At 32.3% G+C, this 22129-nt stretch carries 16 protein-coding genes and 4 pseudogenes; 2 read left to right on the forward strand and 18 right to left on the reverse strand.

Annotated elements, in window-relative coordinates; translation table 11 throughout:
* Positions 1–93 precede the first annotated feature (93 nt).
* Complete coding sequence (locus IGI65_RS11865; protein WP_095006333.1) at positions 94–1044, forward strand: helix-turn-helix domain-containing protein; 951 nt, start codon at positions 94–96, stop codon at positions 1042–1044.
* 267 nt (positions 1045–1311) lie between these two features.
* Here IGI65_RS11865 and IGI65_RS11870 read toward each other — a convergent pair whose 3' ends face one another.
* From IGI65_RS11870 to IGI65_RS11940, 15 genes and pseudogenes are all read right to left on the reverse strand, one after another.
* Positions 1312–2490, reverse strand: a complete 1179-nt coding sequence (locus IGI65_RS11870; protein ID WP_071865007.1) for a site-specific integrase — start codon at positions 2488–2490, stop codon at positions 1312–1314.
* Positions 2491–2544: 54 nt separating this feature from the next.
* Positions 2545–2748, reverse strand: coding sequence for a DUF3173 family protein (locus IGI65_RS11875; RefSeq protein WP_412258059.1), 204 nt, complete (start codon positions 2746–2748; stop codon positions 2545–2547).
* Between the two features lie 365 nt (positions 2749–3113).
* Positions 3114–3308 (reverse strand): helix-turn-helix domain-containing protein, encoded by a 195-nt coding sequence (locus IGI65_RS11880; RefSeq protein ID WP_071865006.1) that lies wholly within the window; start codon positions 3306–3308, stop codon positions 3114–3116.
* A gap of 14 nt (positions 3309–3322) precedes the next feature.
* Positions 3323–3730, reverse strand: coding sequence for an RNA polymerase sigma factor (locus tag IGI65_RS11885; RefSeq protein ID WP_412258062.1), 408 nt, complete (start codon positions 3728–3730; stop codon positions 3323–3325).
* 1668 nt (positions 3731–5398) lie between these two features.
* The gene (locus tag IGI65_RS11890; RefSeq protein WP_412258064.1) at positions 5399–5680 is read right to left on the reverse strand and encodes an IS3 family transposase; all 282 of its coding nucleotides are present in this window, start codon (positions 5678–5680) and stop codon (positions 5399–5401) included.
* 874 nt (positions 5681–6554) lie between these two features.
* Entirely contained in the window at positions 6555–6836 is a 282-nt protein-coding gene (locus tag IGI65_RS11895; RefSeq protein WP_438774217.1) for a hypothetical protein, read from the reverse strand.
* A gap of 182 nt (positions 6837–7018) precedes the next feature.
* Complete coding sequence (locus IGI65_RS11900; protein WP_438774437.1) at positions 7019–7165, reverse strand: Rib/alpha-like domain-containing protein; 147 nt, start codon at positions 7163–7165, stop codon at positions 7019–7021.
* Between the two features lie 416 nt (positions 7166–7581).
* A pseudogene (locus tag IGI65_RS11905) lies at positions 7582–8570 on the reverse strand (IS30 family transposase).
* Positions 8571–9068: 498 nt separating this feature from the next.
* Complete coding sequence (locus IGI65_RS11910; RefSeq protein WP_071865790.1) at positions 9069–9458, reverse strand: DUF7006 family protein; 390 nt, start codon at positions 9456–9458, stop codon at positions 9069–9071.
* Positions 9459–10388: 930 nt separating this feature from the next.
* A complete protein-coding gene (locus IGI65_RS11915; RefSeq protein WP_071865794.1) occupies positions 10389–11375 on the reverse strand; it encodes an NAD(P)-dependent oxidoreductase in 987 nt (328 codons plus the stop codon).
* Between the two features lie 58 nt (positions 11376–11433).
* Positions 11434–12288 carry a dimethylarginine dimethylaminohydrolase family protein gene (locus IGI65_RS11920; protein ID WP_071865791.1) on the reverse strand — a complete coding sequence of 285 codons (855 nt, stop codon included), beginning with the start codon at positions 12286–12288 and terminating at the stop codon, positions 11434–11436.
* Positions 12289–12319: 31 nt separating this feature from the next.
* The gene (locus tag IGI65_RS11925) at positions 12320–13819 is read right to left on the reverse strand and encodes a YfcC family protein (RefSeq protein ID WP_412258069.1); all 1500 of its coding nucleotides are present in this window, start codon (positions 13817–13819) and stop codon (positions 12320–12322) included.
* A gap of 6 nt (positions 13820–13825) precedes the next feature.
* A complete protein-coding gene (arcC, locus tag IGI65_RS11930) occupies positions 13826–14761 on the reverse strand; it encodes a carbamate kinase (RefSeq protein WP_412258072.1) in 936 nt (311 codons plus the stop codon).
* 22 nt (positions 14762–14783) lie between these two features.
* Entirely contained in the window at positions 14784–15731 is a 948-nt protein-coding gene (gene argF, locus IGI65_RS11935) for an ornithine carbamoyltransferase (RefSeq protein WP_438774218.1), read from the reverse strand.
* Between the two features lie 108 nt (positions 15732–15839).
* Positions 15840–17477, reverse strand: coding sequence for a helix-turn-helix domain-containing protein (locus tag IGI65_RS11940; RefSeq protein ID WP_412258076.1), 1638 nt, complete (start codon positions 17475–17477; stop codon positions 15840–15842).
* Between the two features lie 567 nt (positions 17478–18044).
* On the opposite strand from IGI65_RS11940, the pseudogene IGI65_RS11945 reads away from it, so the two are divergent.
* Positions 18045–18693: pseudogene (locus IGI65_RS11945) on the forward strand (hypothetical protein); the annotation flags it as partial.
* Between the two features lie 76 nt (positions 18694–18769).
* On the opposite strand, the pseudogene IGI65_RS11950 reads toward IGI65_RS11945, so the two are convergent.
* The 3 genes and pseudogenes from IGI65_RS11950 to IGI65_RS11960 form a co-directional block, all read right to left on the reverse strand.
* Positions 18770–19013 (reverse strand): annotated as a pseudogene (locus IGI65_RS11950) (hypothetical protein); the annotation flags it as partial.
* 386 nt (positions 19014–19399) lie between these two features.
* Positions 19400–20101 (reverse strand): annotated as a pseudogene (locus IGI65_RS11955) (response regulator).
* Complete coding sequence (locus IGI65_RS11960) at positions 20094–22124, reverse strand: ATP-binding protein (protein ID WP_438774219.1); 2031 nt, start codon at positions 22122–22124, stop codon at positions 20094–20096. The pseudogene IGI65_RS11955 and the gene IGI65_RS11960 overlap by 8 nt, the downstream one beginning before the upstream one ends.
* Between the last annotated feature and the right edge of the window lie 5 nt (positions 22125–22129).

Genomic DNA, 22129 nt, shown 5'->3' on the forward strand with positions numbered 1-22129 from the left:
GTGAGCTCGGAATCATTATACTTAAATTTGTTCACTATTGAATTAGTTAAATTGAAGTTCTTTAGTAGGTTATTATAAGGTGAGGAGTATTTTATGTATCATTTTTCCAATGAACAATTTCAAAACTTTTTTAGTTATTTGAAAACTTTAGACTGTTACAATAAAACGCAAAGTGGCATGATCAATGAGTTAGCCGCATTTACTGAAAACGATGAACGCCAGATTGCCTCTTTTGTCTGTCTTAATTCTCGCACTCGCCTCTCATATCCCGCCCCATACATTCGAATATTATATGTACTGAGTGGTTCAGTTAGAGTCTTTGTGGATGGAAAAGAATTTTCATACCAAGCTGGCGCACTTATCATGGCAAATCAATATACCACTATTGAATATGAGGAATTAGAAGCGAATACCGCTTTATTAAGTTTTTACTTTAAAAAAGAGTATTTTAATGATGCACTGTTGGCACAGTTTGTAGAAGAATCAATGCTTTATCGCTTTTTTGTTGAAAGTATTAAAGATACAGAAAAGCAAAGTCACTACTTTATTTTTCAATTTTCTCCAACTGATGATGTTCATTTCTATGCTTTACTTTTACTCAAACAAATTGTAAAAATGCGTTATTTCAATAATAAAGTGACAAAAGCTGCTTTTGTCTTATTTATTATTGAAATTAGTCAACTATCAGATAAATGTCTTCAGATGAAAGATTCCAATCTTTCGTCTTCACTACTTGTGGAAGAAATACTTGCCTACATTCAAACGCATTTAGCAGAAATCAATTTGACGACTACCGCAGAAAAGTTTCATTTCCATCCAAATTATCTTTCCAGTTTTATCAAAAAGAATACCGATAAAACTTTTTCGGAGTGGCTTGCATTTTATCGCTTAGAGTATGCGAAAAAATACTTATTACAAACTAATTTGACCATTCAAAATATTATTGAAGAATTAGGCTATAGCGATAAAGCCCACTTTTTCAAATTATTTAAAGAAACATATCAATTAACTCCTGGACAATATCGAAAAAAACACTGTGCTTAATTCATCTCCTGATGCAAATTTTTTTCTTTACTATCTTTATTTAATAAAACAAAAAGCTGAACGAAATCGTTCAGCTTTTTAGCGTAGAGAGTTTTTTATGAAGTTTTATAATAGGGAAAATTATCTTAATTTAAACGTAAACACTTATTACTTCCGATACATCTTAAACTGGAAAGAACATTCTTTCCTCATTGATTTTATAGTATTATTACCATCTTTGAGAGAAAAATGAGAGAAAATAGACTATAAATTCTTTTACGTTTTACCTTAAATAACAGTATCCGACTCAAAACTATCTATTGCATGGATTACGCGATCATCCGCCTTTGCATATAAGTGTCCGTATGTTCCTAAAGTAATATTAATATTAGAATGTCCCATTCTTTCTTGTATTACTAAAGGTTGAATATTCTGTTCAATTAAAAAAGCAACATGTGAGTGCCGTAAGGAATGTAACTTAATAGGTTTAACTCCCATCGCAAGAGCTGCTTCTTTTAACCAACTAGCAAAAGAATATGGGGGAGTAAACGTACCATCTAATTGAATTACATATTCGAAGTTTCCTAGTAAACTTTGTAGCTTTTTCCATTCGTATAATTTTTTTGATAAATGACTACCAATACCTATTGTGCGATAAGCATTTTTGGTCTTGGGTGTAGAAAGATACCATTCATCTTTTTTTGAGTATACTAGTGTTTTTTCTATTGTAATTTGTTGCTTTTCCAAATCAACATATTTCCACGGAAGAGCAGACAATTCTCCAATTCTCATTCCAGTAAAAAATAATAGTTCATACACCAAGCGCCTATGCTTCATTTGCATGTTATTACCATTGAAATATTCCATTACTTTTTGGAATTCTTTAAACTCCCAAAAGTCTATTTTTTCATTTTCTTTTGGCAAACAACAAACATTATCTATAGGATTTTGATCAATCAGGCCCTCCTTTTGTGCTCTATCTAAAACAATTTTTAAATGTCCTCTGATACGGTTAATATAACTATTTGACAAAGTAGATTGCTTTTCTTGCAATCTAGAATTCCGAGTAATAGTTTGGCTTAATTCAAACATCCAGTCTTCAATATCTACACTTGTAATGTCTCTCACTCTCATATGGTAAAAGTATCTCATCTTTTTTTCGAAAATAAACTGAGCATTTTCGAAAGTTTGTCTCTTAACTTGTTTCTCATACCACCTAACAAATCGTACTTTATAAAACTCTTCAAATGTCATTTGTTTACTTAATAAATTAAGGTGATTCCCATAAAATTCATGAAACCCTTGAGTAGCCATGTATCTATCATAAGCTAATTTAGCTTCTTTCTGACTAGAAAAGCCTCGTTTTGTCTTTTGTATTTTTTTACCATCAGCATCAGTACCTAAATATACTTTAAAATACCACTTTTTCGTCTTATTATCACGATAAATATTTTGTATTTTCACCATAACGAATAACCTCTCATTATAATGAACATCTACCATCTATAATAAGTATAACGCTCATTTATTTATTTTCAAATGAAATAATTCTTCGATTACTCTCGATGGAACCATATTTATTTGTCGATTATTGTATAACTCAATTCCTTCAATATTTATTAAAAATTTCTTCGCTTCTTTTATCATTTGTGTAGCCTGATTAGCTTTAAATCCCAAATTTATAAGATCTGACCGATTAACCATCGTATCGAAATCTTTTTCCATACTATAACCTCCTAAAAACTCTTCATGTAATTTAACATAAGAAAATTCTATTAACTTGCTCGTCAAGCACATAAGTTATAAAACTTCTCCTCAGTCATTGAGCAGCCTTGCGGAAGTATCATTATCCTCTAGTAAGTCATCGCAATTAATTTTGACAAAATTAATTTGATTTATCGTCATTTTTCCGCTCATCAAAATTATTTGAGTTTTGGCGCAGACTCAATCCAGCTCATACTAGATTAAAGTAGTTAATAGATTCTATTTAATTATCAAAGATCATAAAAGAAAATCTACTTCTGACTTACTTTTATAAGCAAACTTTCTTCACTATTAATAACAACTTTTTACATGCTAGTTATTCATAACTACGAATCTCTTTCCAAAAACCGAAATTTACTGATAGATAAATAAAAAATACGTAAGCATTCATCAAAACAATCCTGATCAAAGTAACCATTATTAGTAGATACTTTTATTAAAAGTGGTTGAAAACGAAGAAAGAGTTCATAATAAGCCGTTGAATCTCCATTTTGTGCTTCTTTTATTAAATTCTCTAGCATATCTAAGCACTTCCTTAGAGAGAATATTTTTGACGAATTTTCTCTAACAATCTTCTTTTTAAACCATAGACACTTGATACCTTCATTTCAAATAAATACGCAATTTCTTCTATGCTTAAGTCTAGAAAATAATAATAAACTAAGAATAATGATTCTTTTTCCTCTAAGTTTATTAGCAAGTTGAAAACAAAATCATCCTCAATGTGAAGTGGAATTCCATTAATAACAGTATTTGGTATTTCAGAATCTATAGTATAATTTTCAGAAATAATTCTATCAAAACTATCAGTTAGAAATTCTTTTTTCTTTCTATTTATTTTTTGATTATAATAATTTACTGCAGCATTCTTTATTACTCTATTAAAATAACTGATAATTTGATTTTCAACTTTATTGTTCCTATACTTTGTCTCTTTAACCATAGTTCTCTCTCCTTAATTTTGAAGAGATGAGAATAGTTAATCTTTACTCCTTTTATAGTCTACAGAGTATTTAGTTTTTTCTCCCATAAAACAACATATTCTTTATGTTTAAGTACTTAAAAAAGTGCATTTATTACATGTTTTTTCTGTTAACAATATTCTTTTCTATTAAAATATTTTAATAGAAAAGTGCATACTCTTTACATCCTTTTCATAAAAGAATTTAAGCATTTACAGATCACTCCCCTTCGCGTAAAGTTTTAATAAGTAAAGTGTCTTCTTAAACTATTTTCCTCCCTTCATATTAGCAACAATTTCAAACAGCGCTTTTTATTTATTTTGTATATAAAAATGATTTTTTTATAAAAAAAGAATCCCTCTTTTTAAAGGAGCGACTCTTCAGCAATCTAAGAGTATCATTATGAAAAAAACAGGGATATTAAAATATACTTTCTAAAGTTAGTTTATTGATTATAATTCAATCTTTGATAATGATTGATCATTTTTTATTAACTAATAAAAATGCAATTTATATAGATTCTCTAGACTATTATTTGATCACTGCCTACAAGGTAATAAAAAAGGAGATATGGTTGATATATTAAAATCTAAAACCTTAGTTACTTAAGCTTCTCTATTCACATTGTATTCTAGTACTAGTTTCTTTTAATTTACTTACAAATGACCTTTCTCAATCCTATCATTTATATAGTAATCTTCTCTATTTTTTCTTTTACACTTCTAGCCGTAAAAATAGTATGTCTTTATATCAGAAATCTCGGTTCTTTGACTATTGGCCTTTCTTTGATTTGCATACACTAAATAACTTTATCTAAGTCTTTAATTAAATTTTTCGGATTTCTTTAACAAGAACACCCTGAAACAGTATTTACAAGTATCTCGATGGAACGTTCTAAACGATAGAAACTATGAGTGCTTTTAAAGATAGCTTTCGCAATATATTCAGATTGTTGAAGTGATACTTCATAAATTTTTGAATCAGATCTACAATACTTCTAAAGGTATGGATTTGAGTCAATACCTCGAACACGACTTGCGAGAATTTTTCGAGATTCCGGCAGGTAGGCATCTCATCACTTCGACTTGCTGGTTGAAGCGATGAAGGATTCCCCTTGTGGAATTCTCATCAATAAAATGTAGACGGTTGATAATACCTAAGCTTGTAAAGCCAACTCCTCCATCTGATTTGGTGTTAAATAGTCGATACTGCTGTGGATTCGTTTATGATTGCAAAATCCCTCAATAATACTGAAACAGATCTAAATGAGTGACTTCAAAACTTTCATATGCTTTTGACATACACACTTCTTCCTTCTTAATTGATGTGTGGAACGATTCAATACCAACGTTGTTGTATGGGCAATCTTTCCGGCTGAAAGACTGAAGGAATGATGGATGTTTAATTCTTTTAGTTTTGCTTCATAGGCCTCGCTAGTGTATTGAGAACCTAAATCTGAGTGGGAATCAAGTTCTCTGAGAACATATGATTTAAACACACATCTTCAAGGGTTTCCATAACCAATTTTTAGGTCATTTTCTTGCCAAATTTCTACCCGATATTTTTTGTATGAATGTAAGTGATACCCGTTGCCCTTTTTGGCTGATTGCCGTATTGGTAAAATCTTGGTTTAACAAATTTTTTCGTCCCTAAGGTCCAACGTTTGCTTGTTTGTCTGTTTTGTATTTCTTCATGATGATTGAGCGTAGACCTAACTCCCACATCAACTTTTGGACTCTTTTTAGAGAGCTAGTCTCACCCCGACCAATACGAATCTTATAGATTTTGGGTGCGCCATAGATCTCCTTATTTTCAAAGTAGATTCTTGAAATCAAGCGACTTAAGTGTTCATTTCCTGATTGACATTTGAAGGGCTTCCTCTTCACCCAGTCATAATAACTAGATTTGCCCACCTCCAGAACTGTACACATCTGTTTTACATCTGAGCGTTGATATTTGATTGAATAGATTCAAAGACAGCGCTAGTTTTTACTTTTGAGCGAATATGGTTAAGGGTTTTTTTAGGAAGGGAGTCTCAAAATTGCATGTATTAACGCTTATGGAATATCATCATTTATATTATGAAATAGCCTACCTAAAGCATGATCAAGCAAGCAGTAGCACGGCAGTTACTGCTTGAAAAAAAACAAAAAAACTACTCTTCAAAGATGAAAGAGTAGTTCTGAAAAATCGTTCTTTATTCGTTGTCCTATTGATAGGTAGCCCACCACCACTTGTCCAGGATTGATGGTTCCTTACACGGTTTATATTACATTTTCGCGATGAGTGAAGAGACAATAAGTGCTTCCATTATTCCAAATTTCAATTTTTACTTCTCTGTTTTTCTAGCAAACTCAGTGATTTTTATAGCATCAGAAAGATTTAGCTTTTCTACAGCTCTCTCATAGTTTTTTGTTACACTTAATTAAGCTAATAGCTAATACCGATCTAGACGCTATTACATTTGCAGTATATTTTTGCAAAACTTCCTTAGTTAATAATGTCCGCTATTCCCTTGATAAAAAATTCTAAATAGAATAGAATCCTTACAGATAGATTGTTTTACAGTAGAATTAATTTCACAAAACTCTTTTTTCTACGTAAGTTTACTTCTCTTTTTGCTTTTATCTCAAAATTGTTTTATAGATATTTAAGCACGTTAACCCTGTACAGTACAAGTAACCATAATTTATAAATTAGTGCGCCCCTGCTTCATGTTTCACTATAAACAATACCAAATAGTAAATAAAAAGAGGAAGAATCTTTTTCTTCCTCTTTTTAGGGGAGATTTAAGAAATTGATTTTCTATTCATTCTCTTTTCTTCGATTTTTATACTCTAATAACCCTAAAATTATTAACAGGATTAAACCGCCCCTAATAGTAACGATATTGCTATCAATCTCTCCTATCAATCTCTCCCTCCTTAGGTTAAGTTTTAAGAATTGATTTTTGACTCGATTGTTGCCTTGATTATTAGACTTATTATCTTTACTATTATCTTTTCCACTGTCTTTTTCGTTGGAAGAAACAAATACATTAGTAAGTTCACTAGTATTGCCAGATCCATCCGTTGCAGTTACTTTCACTTTTGTCCCTGCCTCTAATTAGGACCCTTAACTGTAAAATTACAATTCTTATCAGCTGTCCCATGGTATTGACCTCCGTCTGGTAATGTAACTGTCCCCTCTGCATTGGTTCATATTTATCAGCGTCAGAACGATTGTCTGTCACCGTAACATCTACTTCAACTTCATCAAATGATCCAGCCTTATAGGGTTACTACAACAGTAACTTTTTTGTTCCTAGGTGTGCCAACATCTACTTTTTCTTTCCGAGTGAACGTAGAATCCCTGGGTAAATCATCTTTATTTTTTATTCCCTCAGATACATCTGGTTCTTTATTTAATTCTGTCATCACTTTTTAACCTTCAGGTTTATACTTGTCAGTATCAGTTTTACCCTCTAGTTTTGTTGCACTTGATACAAATTCTGTATCATCCGCTGTAATTGGTTGCGTTGTGTCCATTTTGCCTACTTATAACCATCTTTTGCTTTTAACACCGGAAGTTTGTCTTCTGACAAACTTCCGCCATCTTTCACTGCAAAGACTGTTGCTCCACTTCCAATACTTGTTCCTTATTTTTCTAAATATTAGGTCCTTGTTATTCTTATCAACCATACTCAAATCGACTCTTTCAATAATTATTCTTTAGTGTGAGTAAGAAAAAGATAAAAATAACTCCATAAGTATTATCTATCAAGTTGGAATTATGAACACTTATGATATATACTTTTTCATTGCAATATGGATAATTTTTTCAAGATAATTTGTCAAATTAATTGCAACATATGTGAGTGGATAACTTCATTAGGTGTTAAATAGTCTAAACATTTTCTAGGCCGATTATTCATCAATTCTAAATAATGTGATAATTCGTTTTCTTTCACCTCTGATAGATCCATTCCTTTCGGATAAAATTCTCTAAGTAATCCGTTTGAATTTTCATTCGTTCCTTTTTGCCATGCACAATAAGGATCACAGAAGTATGTTTTGCATCCAAGAGCAAATTCTATTTCTAAGTAACCAGAAAACTCCTTTCCTCGATCAAAAGTAATCGTTCTTACTAATTCTTGAGGATATTCTTTCAGTACATTGATAATGGCCGGTGTGACATTTGTAGCTGTTCTATCTGGAACTTTTATAGCTAGGTATTTCTTGATTTTCTTTCTACTAATGCAACGAAACAACATTTTGATTTTCTTTTATGATCTCTTCTCCCTGATTCGATAGTATCCCCTTCCCAATGACCTATTTCTATTCTTTTATATACCGCTTTATCTCTTTTCTTAATGGATCTACCTCCATCATTAAACTTACCTCGGGTTTCAGCTGGTCTTAGAAAATGTCCCTTTCTTCTCAAATCTTTCATCAAAATATTTCCTGAACGGTTTTGATGGATCATTCGATAGATAGTTGTGGTTGAAGGTAACTTGACATCAGAGGTTAATCGATTGGCGATCTGTTCTGGTGACCAGTGTGCTTCAATTTTTGTTTTGATGTAACGTAAGACAGCTTTTTCTGTTATTGCTTTCCTTCCACATCTGCTTTTATTGGAAATATAGCGTTTTTGAGCTATAGCAGGGTTATAAGGCGACGCAGAATCATTTCCCTCAGTCTTATAACTATTTCGCTTTAGTTCTCGAGAAATAGTACTTGGACTCCTATCTAGTTGCTTAGCTATTTCTCTAATGGATACTCCCGAAACAGATAGTTGCAATATAACTATTCTTTCTTCTATGTTAAGATGATGGTAGTTCATGTGTTCTCCTTGTAAATGTTAGTTTTGTCACTCACATTTTATCAAAGAGTCATGTGGACTTTTATTTTTGATTGGTGTTGCACTTAAAATAGTAATTTATCTCAATAAAAAGAATATTTCTTCATCATTTTCTCCTGTTACATTTTTCACATTAGTTAAAACTACATAAAGATAGTGAGTATTCTTTTGAAACCATTTCTAAAATAACTGAGAATACTTGCGACTTTAGTCGTGTCCGTATAGATGGAATATTTCCAATTGAAGTTTGGCTTTAGTTGCATCAAGCAACCAACATATATAAACTTATTAGATCTTCTAAGCGATGAAGGCAATTCTAAAAATTACTTTTCTTCTAAAATTAGCTCTCAAATCACTCAAACAACAGGATAAGATTTCTTATCGCACATCACTGAATTTATTAATGACCAAATAAACTATATACTAACTTAACTATCCGTTTAAGATATCTTTAATATATGAAAAATATAATCAGTTGTTTTATTCGTATATTGATAATCGATAATCGATTAGCTTATAAATATTTAAGTTCTCTTGAAAAGTTAGTCCAACATAATAGTCGTCTAGGCTATCCCTTTCTACGAACTGATCTAATCTTTGATAGTCTATAAATTCGTTATATATTAAAAAGAATAAATAACTCGATATTTTAGCATCCAGCTTTATCAGATGCAAAAGTGTTTGTTTAAAATTGCTGTCATTAATGTGATTGATGGATTCTTTAGCTTCTTCACATAAGTTTTTTACTCTATTAATTACTACTTTGTCATACTCATTTAATATACTATTATTACCATTACTGAGACGCTCAGATTCTACAAAACAACTCAAGTCAGTAATTTCCCAAAAAAATTTTTTGTCAAAATCCAATTCCTTTCTCTCCTAACTATAGAATTATTACATAATATTTACTATCGTAGTTTCAAAGCGAAGGTACACTCCTAGCTAGTTTTCGCTGAAGTTATTATCAAACTGAATTGATATTACTTAAAGAGATGTGTCTATGTATTCTAGAAATGTACAGGGAAACCTAATCCTAAAAAACATCTCTACTAGTATGGTTTGATTTTAACACTGCTTTTATTGCAATTTTTGTATAGAGATACATCATAATATGCCTTACATTTCAAAACTTTTTTAGTTAATTTTACTTATAGAAAAGCAACTCACTATTCTTTCCCCAATATTATATAGCTCTGTAATTATGAAACTAAATCGACCTCATTTGGAATGAGATACTATACTACAGAGCATCTACTCCAGAGGGGTTCAAAATATATTGCTCTTCATCACAAATAGCTTAAAAAGGGTGAAAGACACACGCCCCCGCTATACCTTAAAGAAAAATACCAACAGTGTTGTGTCCCTATCCACCATAACATCGCTTATAAAGTACGCATCAAAAATCTCAAAGAAATCTGTGCTGATTTTACAGTTGTTTATCAGGCCAATTCAAAAGAAAAAACGATGAAGTTTCTATCCAATATGATGGGAAAATAGCAAAAGCTTATCTAAAAGTGTTAAATTGCTCGGGGAAAATCACTAATTATTGACTCTTTGTGCGTTTCTGTCCAGTGTTCGCAAAACTATACAGTCGACTACCTTTATTGGGTCCTCTAATAAGCAAATCAAAAGAATAATTCCCCCCAGGAGATGCATATATAAACTTCAAGCCATCCTTTGTATCATATTTTAATTTATTTTGTATATTTTTTCCAATTACAATCAACTCAATACTAAAAATACTGTATTGAAGTTTACAAAATAATGAATATACTTCGATACAGTATCAATACCATCCTAGTCACTAACTAATTTAAATACTTTGTTTTTTTGGTTAGTCAGATAGTAAACAATATTTTGCGTTGATATACGTTGTAATTCCGCAATTGATGAACTTGTATAAAAAGCTGCATGCGGTGTGATGATCACATTGTCCTTGTTCACTAATTCATGATGAGCTAAATCAGGATGTTCGTCTTTTAATACATCAAAGCCTGCACCTTTGATATACCCTAAAGCTAAAGCTTTAGATAAATCTTCTTCTACTACACATGCCCCGCGCCCCGTATTAATAAAGTATGGTTTTTTAGTCATTTGCGAAAACTTGTCTAAATCAAAGAACTGATAATTACTCTCATTCAAGTTCATGTGATTTGTAATCACCTCTGCTTCTTGTAGCAAATGCTCAATGTCAACAATTTGAACATCTAATTTAACTGCTTCTTCTTTATCAACAAATGGGTCACAAGCTAATACCCGCATCCCTAAAGCAATAGCCCTTTTTGCTACTGCTTTACCTATTTTCCCAAAACCAAATATTCCAAGTGTTAAATCTTGAATTCTCTTATTTTCTTCTCCAACTTCATATCTCCACTGATGATTTTTTTCTACATCATAAGAATATATTTTCAGATTTTTGACAAGTGATAAGATTAATGACATTGTATATTCTGCAACATCAATTGTACAATATTCGCCAACAGGGCAAACACCTATGTGACGACTTTTAGCTACTGATAAATCAACGTTATCATATCCTGTTGCATTTATTGAAATAACTTTGATGTTTGGCGCATGTTCAAACATTTCTTTATTAAATTGAATAAAAGCTGTCAATAAAGCATCAGCATCTTTGATAATTTCATAAAATTCTTCTTTTTTTTCATCAATATATTCATAAATGACTATTTCAACATCTTCGCCTAATCCTTCTTTCAATACTTCTAATTCAACATCATGGGTAGGCATCATAGAATCCTTATAATCAGAAATTACTATTTTCATATTATCCCAAAGTAAATAAATTACTATGAGCTCTTCACTCCCTTCTTTTATAAAAGTTTTATGCACGACGTACTGGATAAGTCATACAGTGAGGACCACCACCAGCTTTTAGAATTTGTTCTAACGGTAATTTAATTACCTTGAGCCCTTCAGCTTCCATTGCTTCGTTAACAGATTTATTATTTTCAATTCCTAGCACTTTACCATTTCCTAATGCTTGAACGTTACATCCATGTTTAAATACCAATTCACTTGGAACATCAATAATCTTAAAATTTCTACGTTTCAACATTTGAATAAAGTTATAAGGTAATTGTTCTGTAGCAGCAATACATATTTTTTCAGCAACAATATTAAAAACCATGTCTAAATGTAAATTAGCAGGCGGCACAGGAACGCCAACAACCGTATAACCATATTTTGCCAACTGTTCACGTAAATTATCAACACCAGCTTGATCTGTTCTATCCACTAAACCAAAAGCAAGAGTGTGCTCGTCAATCATCCAGAAATCGCCACCTTCAAAACAGCCTGCATTCACACGCGCAATGATTGGAACGCCTAATTCTTTTAATTTTTCTTCATATACTTCTGTTTCTTTTTGACGAGCAGGGTGACGAAATTTCCCAATGATTGCTCCTTCTTTAACCATTGCACCGAAGTCACGTGCAAAAGTTTGAACTTCTAATTCTTTATATGCATCCACTTCATGAACAATTACTTCATTAGCCTTGTATGCATCTACTAAAGTTTGCCATTCAGCTACCATACGTTCATTTTGCTCAGTTTCACCTTTTTCCATCCAAGATTTAGTAATTTCATTAATGGCATTGAATACATAAAATTTAGGTGAACATACTACAACCTCTTTCAATACATTTGTTGCATTACTTACAAAAATGTTTTCTGACATAATCGAACACTCCTTATAATAGTTTAATTTTTTAAGAAAGCACTATAATATTTAATAGTAATAAGCCCACACACGCTAAAAAGAATATAAGTAAATACTTAGAAGTAACTTTTATCCATGTACCATAATCAACATGTACAGCTTGGGTGCACGTCATTACAATAATTGAGGTTGGTGCAATTATTTTGACTAACCCTAAAGAAAAATTGTAGATAACGACCATTGTTGATTCACTAACCCCTGCAAAAATAGCTAGTGGAGCCATAATCGACATTGTTGCCGCTGCTAAACCTGTTGAACTAGGAATAAATACAGCTAAAACAATATAAACAATGAAGCAAACTACTACAAAAATTGAGGTTGGCAAACTACCTAATGTCTTTTCACATGCATTTAATACAGTTGCGGTAATATTCCCATCTGTCATAATTACTTGAATTCCTCGTGCTAAAGGCACGATAAACGCTGTAGAAACTAAAGCAGCCGATCCTTTGATCAATATTTTAATGATTTTATCAACATCATATTTCATTACAAAACCAGCCAAGAAAGTCATAATAATCAATAGACCATTAATTTCATTGAAATACCAATCTCCAAATGGCACTAAATGATTACCTATAATTGTTCCAATAATAATATTATTATTCAACCAATTGGTAGCTTCTTCAAAAAATGTAAAGTTCTCATTTAAAGCCGTCCATGGAATCAAAGAAATAATCATTATAGAAAAAGTAGCCAAAAAAATATAAAATACTTTTCTTTGGCGGCTATTCATTACTTCTTGTTTCCCTTCTGCACTAGTAAATTCTTCAATGTCTTGTTGAAGTCTATAATACTGTGGGGAACTTTGAGGATTCTTTTGAACTTTTTTTGCATATTGACAAATGAAAAATGCAGCCAGAGATAATAAAACTACAAAAACAAACGCTCTAAACACAATTCCTTCACCAGGACTTATACCAGCAATACCAGATGCAATTCCTGTTGAAAATGGATTTATTATAGATGATGCACAACCTGCTTGAGTACCAAAAATAACAATCATCAGTGCTGTAATTGTGTCTAATTCAAGAGACAAAATTATTGGAAGAAACATCAATAAATACACAAAGCCTTCTTCATATGCACCTTGAACAGTTCCAAATATTCCCATTACGAATGTAAGAACCGTTATCAAAACTGCTGTCTTTTCTTTATATTTTGATGCGATACCCTTAAGTGCAATATTAATAACTCCAATAGTATCCATCATTTCTAAAAATGCGCCGAATAACATAACATTTAATGAAATCGTAATAGCCCCAGATATTTTTTCATTTCCAACCATACCAATAATTGGAGCCATAATAACATCCCATAGTCCTTGTCGATTTGCTGAAATTCTTTGGTACGTTCCCGCTATATTTTGGCCTGCTCCATTGATTTCATATTTTCCACCCGGGATAAACCATGTTAAAATCGCAACTAAAATTAAAATAAAGAAGATTATTACATAAGTATTTGGAGATTTAAATTTCTTCTTTTCCATCTTTCATCAACTCCCTACAACTATCGTCCCCTCTTCTCCACGCAAAGCTTCATTTAAGTAATCTATCGATGTAATTATTCCCACTCTTAGTTTACTTGAATCAACAAATTTAAGGATTGCTTCAACTTTAGGTAACATAGAACCTTTGCTAAACTGATTTTGAGCAATATATTTACTTAGTTTCTCAACTGTAACATTTTGAAGAGCTTCTTGATTTTCTTTCCCATAATTGATAAAAACATTTGGAACAGCAGTAAGGATAATTAAATAATCAGCATTCAGTAATTCTGCTAATCGGGCACTTGTAAAGTCCTTATCAATAACTGCAGCAACTCCTTCATATCGCCCTTCATTTTTTATTACTGGAATACCACCACCACCGCAAGCGATTACAATTTTCCCCTCACTAAATAATGAATTAATTGTATCTAGTTCAACTATATCCAATGGCTTTGGAGAAGGTACCATTCGCCGATAGCCACGTCCAGCATCTTCTTTTATAGTATGTCCATATTTTTGAGATATATTTTTCCCTTCTTCTTTTGTATAAAATTTTCCAATAGGCTTGGTAGGATTAAGAAAAGCTGGATCATTCGAACTTACTTCAACCTGTGTAATAATCGTCTGTGCTTTCGTAGTAATACTTCTTTTATTGCACTCATTTGTTATCTCATTCTGTAAATGAAAACCGATATACCCTTCACTCATGGCATTACATTCAGGAAATGGTAATTCATCATTCGATTCTATGTTCTCGTAATACTCTGTAAATGCAAGATTAATCATTCCAACTTGCGGTCCATTCCCATGACTCACAATTAGCTGATGACCCTTCTCAACTAAATCAACTAATCCAGGAACTACTTTCTGTATTGCTCTTTTTTGTTCAATCGCACTATCCCCAAGAGCGTTTCCACCTAACGCTACAACTATTTTTGCCATACTTTCACCTAATTTCTCTTAATTAATTTGCATAAGCTGCTAAAATTGCTTTAATAGAGTGCATTCTATTTTCACCTTCATCGAAAATAACTGATTGACTACATTCCATAACTTCATCTGTTACTTCTTCTCCTCTATGAGCTGGCAGACAATGCATGAAAATTGCATCTGGTTTAGCTTTTTTCATTGCATCCATTGTAATTTGATAAGGTGCAAAAGCTTTCTTCAAATATTTAATTTCTTCATCAGATTGGCCCATACTATATTGAGACATTCCATATACAATATCTGCATCCTTTAGAGCTTCATCAAAATCCTGAGTAAATACTACCTTTACGCCAGTTAATGTAGCTCTGCGTTTGGTTTCTTCAACAATTTCTGCATCTGGTTCAAGTCCTTCTGGGCATGCAATATACAAATCCATTCCTAAAGAAGCACACATAATCATTGTCGTATAACATACATTGTATAAATTACCCGAATAGCAAATCTTCAAACCTTCAAATTTACCTTTTTTCTCTTTGATAGTCATTAAATCTGCAATGCCTTGTGTGGGATGTTCTAATGCTGTTAGACCATTAATAACTGGAGTCTGCATCCACTTAGAGCATTCCTCAACAATCTCATGACCAAACGTTCTAATAAATAAACCATCAAAGTAGCGATCTAAAATACGACATGTATCTTTTAAAGGCTCTCCACGAGTCATTTGCATTTCATCTGGACGAAGATAAACAATTTTAATACCTAAATCAGCAGCAGCTCTCTCCAATGCGTTACGTGTACGAGTACTATTTTTTTCAAATAACCCTGCCCATACTTGTCCCTTTAAATATTCATGTGGTTCTCTGGCAGTCCATTTACGTTTAAAATCTAAAGATAACTCCGTAAGGAATTCAATTTCTTCACGATCCATATCTTTAAAAGCTAAAAAATCTTTCCCTTTGAATCTGTTTCTCATAATTAACATCTCCTTGTTCCTTTGATACCTTCATTCTATCTAAATCTATAAAAAAAGAAATTGTACAAACACCTAAAATGAAAGCGATTTCTTTGGACGTTTGTACAATTCAAAATATTATTCGTTGGATAGTTGATAAATTTGCAACGCTATATATATGTTCATTAAACTATCTGAATGATTAATATCTACATCTAAAATTTGTTCGATTCGTTTTATTCTTGCATATAAAGTATTTTTATGAATAAAAAGTTTCTTACTTGTTTTACTGTGAGAAAAATCAGACTCTAGAAATACTTCTAGTGTTGAAAGCAAAGAAGTATGATGATTTTGATCATAATTAACAAGCGGATAAACATACGTTTCTAGCATCTTATTAACATATAGTTGATTAATTTTCCCCTGATCATCTAAAAACAACTTTAAGATTCCTAATTTCTGATATAGAAAGTATTTTTTATCAGAATGATTTGAAATTAGTACATATACTGACTGTTCAGCTTCTTTAAAAGCTAAATGTAGCTTCCAATAAGGATGTACTTCACTTACCCCCATACAAAATTTACCACTGCGATATTTGTCTTGGAGAAATTTAAAAAGTTCAGAAATAAACGGCTCGATTTTACTACTTATATAAGGAACAAGTATTACCCAATAATCACCTTTGAAAAAAACCAAATAATTATCATTAAAAAAGGAACATTGTGAGAGCTCTTCTCTAAATTTTATAAAGATACTATTTTTTTGAATGGAAGTATAATTACTTTTTTCTGAAACATCCTTGATTAAAATCAATCTATAGTTATCAAAGATTTTACTTTCCAATGAGTAACTAATTCTATTTTTTTCATTTTCATTGTTTTCTTTTATGCTCAACAAATCCTCAAATACTAAATTTCTATAATGATTACTCGCTAATTTATATTCATATTGATAGGATGCTTTTAATCTATATATTAAACAAAAAAATTCTATTTTTGCTAAAACATCTTCCGTTAATAGTTTTGTTTGCTTTTCTTGCCTTATTATTAAATATGGGGAATCCTTTCGAGAATCTATGATAGGTATATAAAAAAAATTACTTTTTTTAGTGTAATCGTTTACGCGTTGATCAATTATCCCCGTAATATGCTTTCCTTCATAACTTGTACCGATTTTTTCAAATATACCTGGAACAATTTGAGCAATGTTACTAAGATAGTTTTCCCACTCAAAATCTAAACTATGATCAATCAAATTAAAGTGAGAATTAATTACAGCTGCAGAGTAACCTACTAATTCATAAAAAATCTCACACATATCTTTATAACTTTTCTTATCTGACAGTGTTATTAACATCTTTTTATGAAAAATATCTACATCTTGAAGCATCTTACTTTGATTACTTATTATTAAACGTTGGATAGGGGACATAATATCGCTCCAACTAAAAAAATTATCTACAAAAAAAATAGATATACCATGAGCAATACATAGTTTTATCAAATTTCCATCGATAATTTCTTTATATCTTTTTTTAGTTATAATGCCACTAATTTTTCTTTTAATAATTTGTAACAAATAATCTTCCGTAAAAAAAACTTTAATGTATTCCCCTCCAACAATTATTAGTTCCCCTTGCTTTATCCAATTTTTCATGTCCTGGGTATCCATGATATTAATCCCTGTTACTTCAACTTCAAGGCTATTTACGGCCATTACACAGTTTCCTCTTGAAAGTTCATCCAATTTAACAACATCACTAATAGTAATCAATTCATCACCTCAAAATAATTCTAAACACTCTCTTCAAAAAATGAAAAAAGAGTATTACAGTAAATTCATATTGTAGTGAGACTCTAATACAGTTCAACAAAAGCTATGTAAATTGATATCTGTAAAAAGTCTATAACATACCATGATATAAAAATACTCAATTCATAGTCGTTTATTGCTCATAATCCATTTATAAATTTTGCATTATTTTTAAAAAAATTATAACTTTCAGTCTAGTATTTCAATTACATTTTTATGATTATTTTTTAGAAAGTAACCTTTTACTAATAAAATCAGCTGATTAAAAATTCCATAATTAATCATACACTAGTCTAATATAAAGAATCAACAGATGTCTGCACATAAACTTTTTAAGCAACCATAAAAAATTAGATTTATAGAGGATGAACTATAAGACATCTTCAATAGTTTCCCTTTACTTTCACTAAGGTAATCCTCCTGTGCTTGTCTTAGTTTTGATTTCGTATACTCTTGTTTCCTGCAATCAAGACTGCAATCTGTAAAATAAGATCTTTAATAATGCGGTCAAACAAAGATAGAAACTATTATCTGTCAAAGAAGTATTCCATTAAGGTTCCATCACAAGTGAAGCGCTAGATCAATGCCTGTCAAGAATTTGGTGAAGAAAATTTAATAAGAAAGCATCAAAGTAAAAAATATTCTATTCATTTTAAGTTAAGCTGGGTGAGATAGAGTTATATTAAATAAGTACGATCTCTTCAATTAAAAATGCCTTGTTAAAATATTGGTATTGGGAAAGCTGCGAAAATAGGAAGCCCAACAAAAATGAATGAATCAATCGCACGAATCATCGCAAGCCTCCGAGAATCATTTAATTAGTTGAGTCTCTAGAAAACCTAAAGTTTCTTAAGACAACCTTCATTTACTTACAAAAACGCTTTGCCCGTAAAAAACCAGATCAGAAGATTGAATCAGAAGCGCTCTAAATTTGAGAAAAGTATAAGAATTATGGCTATTACGGATGGCTAATGAATTAGAACTCTTGATTTCTCTATCAATAAAAAGAAAGTTTAGCGCTCGATCAAGAAGCTAGGAATGAAAGTAACGCATACACGCGTAAATCACATTGCCACAATTCTTATTGGAGAAAAGTCGGAGCAATAGCCCAAAATCAGAGTTATCGTCGTTTCTACACCAGTATCTACCATCAAAAATGACACCGGATACAACGGAAAATTTTTCGGCTTATTAAAACAAAAGTTTTTCATGAAAAAACTTTTGACAGTTTCTAGGAATTAAACTTATCTATCAATAGCTATTTCACCAAAACTGGTTTGAAGTGTTTTATTTCATAACCATTTCGGCGATTATTGTGCTCCTTGGGTTCTTTAGAATGGGCATCATACCCTACTTTTCAAAAAAAAGCTCAAGTACATCTTTTAAAGCATCTTACATGCCATTGATAAATTCAGGTTGATAGGCATTCAGAATGGATTTAACTAACTTTTCGACATTGGGATTTTCTAGCCACTGTGTACTCCCCCTTGCTCTTATTTAAAAAAAAAGAAAAACCGTGAAGCAACCACCTGCCTAGGAGTGATGGTTACTTACACGATTTATATTACACTCTCAAATTCAAAGGGTATAGCTAAACTTGATAAGCTGCAAAAAAAAGAAAGCTCCTATACAAGAGTATTCTTCTACAAAAACTATATGTAGGGACTTAATAAGACACGAAAGAACTATGAATTTTATATGGTGAGAAGATGAAAAAATAACTTTCATCTTCTTTTTGAACAGCATTATCTTACTAACTATTTTTAAATTTTATTTTTCAATCTCCCTCTTAGTTTTTCTAAAATCTCATCCCTTCTTTTGCTGATTGTTTGATAGCTTACTTTCTCCCGACTGACCTTATACTTTTTTTGCATAGAGATGGGTTACTCTATCTTCATCATCCGATAGCCGACACCAATGTGGGTTTGAATATATTGCGGAGAATCTGGTTTATTCTCTATCTTTTTTCGCAAAGTTGCCATAAAGACACGCAAGCTTGCAAGATCGTTATCCCAACTTCTCCCCCAAATGGCTTACGTTATAAAGGTGTGTGTCAGAACCTTTCCAACATTTTTGGACAGCGTGCAAAGCAATTTGTATTCAATAGGTGTCAAGTGTAGCTCTTCTTCATTAAGAAATGCGCAACCAGCAGCATAGTCAACTCGAAGTGCCCCATTCGTAAAAACAGCAGTTTCTTCAGATGAACTTCTCTGCATAATTGGAAGCCGTCTTTGGGTTACACGAATCCTCGCAAGTAACTCCTCAACAGAAAACGGTTTGGTGAGATAGTCATCTGCACCAGTATCAAGCTCATCAATTTTATCACTGTCTTCGCTACGTGCGCTTATAACAATAATTGGCATATTCGACCATGTACGGATTTTTTGAATAATTTCAACTCCATCCATATCCGGCAAACCTAAATCTAGCAGTAGAATATCCGGATTATGAGAAGAAGCTTCCAGAATTGCCGATGCCCCATTAAAGACAGTAAGATAACGATAATCATGTGCCTTTAATGTCGTTGTCATTAAATTTCTTACAGATGTATCATCTTCCACAACAAGTATCAATGGATTATTCATGAATTTGTACCTCCCCTCTAGGTAATGTAAATGTAAACACCGTTCCGCGTGGTTTGTTGTCAGAAACAAAGATTTCCCCACCATGAGCGTTAACAATGGATTTACAGAGCGACAGACCCAATCCAAGACTTCTGCGGCTGTTGGCAAATTTATTTGCTCCGTTGTAAAACCTATCGAATACCTTTGCCTTGGCTTCATCAGAGATGCCATCGCCATCATCTGCTATAGATATAACAACTTTATCTCCTTGCTTTTTTGTCCGAATCACGATATGTGAACCTTTTGGCGTATATTTAATTGCATTGTCTAGAATATTGATAATCACTTGTACAATAAGCTTGGCATCCATTTTAGCTAGAAGATATTCTTGTTTGCTCTCAACAGTAATATAGTGCTCTACGCTTTTTCGATTGACATGGAGAAGGGCCTCTGCAATAGCATCATCAACCAAGTCCTCGGACATACGAAGGTTCATTCGTCCTTCCTCAATCCGTGTAACGGTAAGCAAGTTTTCTACAAGATTGATGAGCCACATAGAGTCATCATAAATATCTTTGTATAACTGCTTTTTCGTATCATAATCGAAGGACTCACTGTTTGAGATAAGATTACTTGCATTCACAGAAATTGAAGTCAACGGCGTTCGTAAATCGTGAGATATTGTTCGAAGAATATTCGCTCTAAGTTGCTCGTTTTGGGCAAGAATTGTGGCCGCTTCTTTTTCTCTAGCGTTATTTTCACTCTCCAAGGAGAGCGCACATTCACCAAGAATAGATAAAAGAATGCTGTTTTCAAAGGCATCCAGGGTCTCTTCTTCCATCACAATGCCCACGACACCGTACACTCGGTCATTTGCGCGAACGGCCAAATACCTCCCCTTTGCATTGGAGAAAGTTTTTGTCGTCGATCCTGCATACTTGTTGTTTTTGAGTACCCATGTTGCCACAGCTTTTTCACTTTTCGATAAAAGTTCAGAATTTACTGTCTTTTTCTGCAAAGCAAAAACTTTTGGTGTCCCAAGCATATTGTTCTCAACAAAATAAAAGACAATATCTTTGCTAAGAAGTTTATTCAACTGATGAGCTGCTATAGACACAATTTCATCCTTATCAGAAGCTTTCTGTAAAAGTTGGTTTGTATCAAATAAAGCCTTTATCCTATACGCTGCCTTGGCCGATTGAATTGTATTCCTCTTTAGTTGCACAGCTAAAGAACTTGTTAGAAAAGCGGCAAAAAACATAATAACAAATGTAACCGGATATCCCTGACCAGTGGCCTGAAGAGTAAATTTAGGGTCAGTGAACAAAAAATTGAACAACAGTACACTGAGAACCGAGGAAATTAAGCTGTATATCCGATTCCTCGTGACCACAGAGATAAGGAGCACTCCAAAAACATAAATGATAATAATATTAGCTTCTACAAAGCCAAGACTCTGAAACAAAAAACCAATCAGACTGACAGTTAATAAAGTCAAAATGTTTTTCAATATGTCTGCAGAAGAAAATTTTATATTCAACTTGCTATTTATTTTTATTGCTCGATAAACAGAATCACTTGAAATGATATCTGGAATAATATGCACATCCATATTGGGAGCATAGGATATGAGTTTTTCAGCCAATGTTTTTGAGCTGAACAATCTTTTTTTAATGGCTATACTTCGCCCTATAACAATTTGAGAAACACCTGAGAGCCGAGCAAATTCCGCTATCTGAAAAGGAATATCTTCTCCATGAACAGTCTCTATGGTTGCCCCAAGTTGCTCCGCAAGATGAACATTTTCATGAAAGCGTTTTTGGTTTTTCTTACTCATATTAGAAAAATCAGATGTTTCTACAAATAGTGCCGTGAACGTACCTTGAAAAGCATTTGCCATTCTGGCAGCTGTACGAATAACCTTAGCATTTGAAGGGGAAGATGAGAGGCATACAAGAATATGCTCATCCGTATGATAATCTGCCTGATTATTTATATTGAAAATACCTGTCAGTTTATTGACCTTATCTGCACACCGACGCATAGCAA

This window comes from Enterococcus sp. DIV0755b (genome assembly GCF_051713765.1).
In the GTDB taxonomy this organism is placed as follows: Bacteria; Bacillota; Bacilli; order Lactobacillales; family Enterococcaceae; genus Enterococcus_C; species Enterococcus_C canintestini.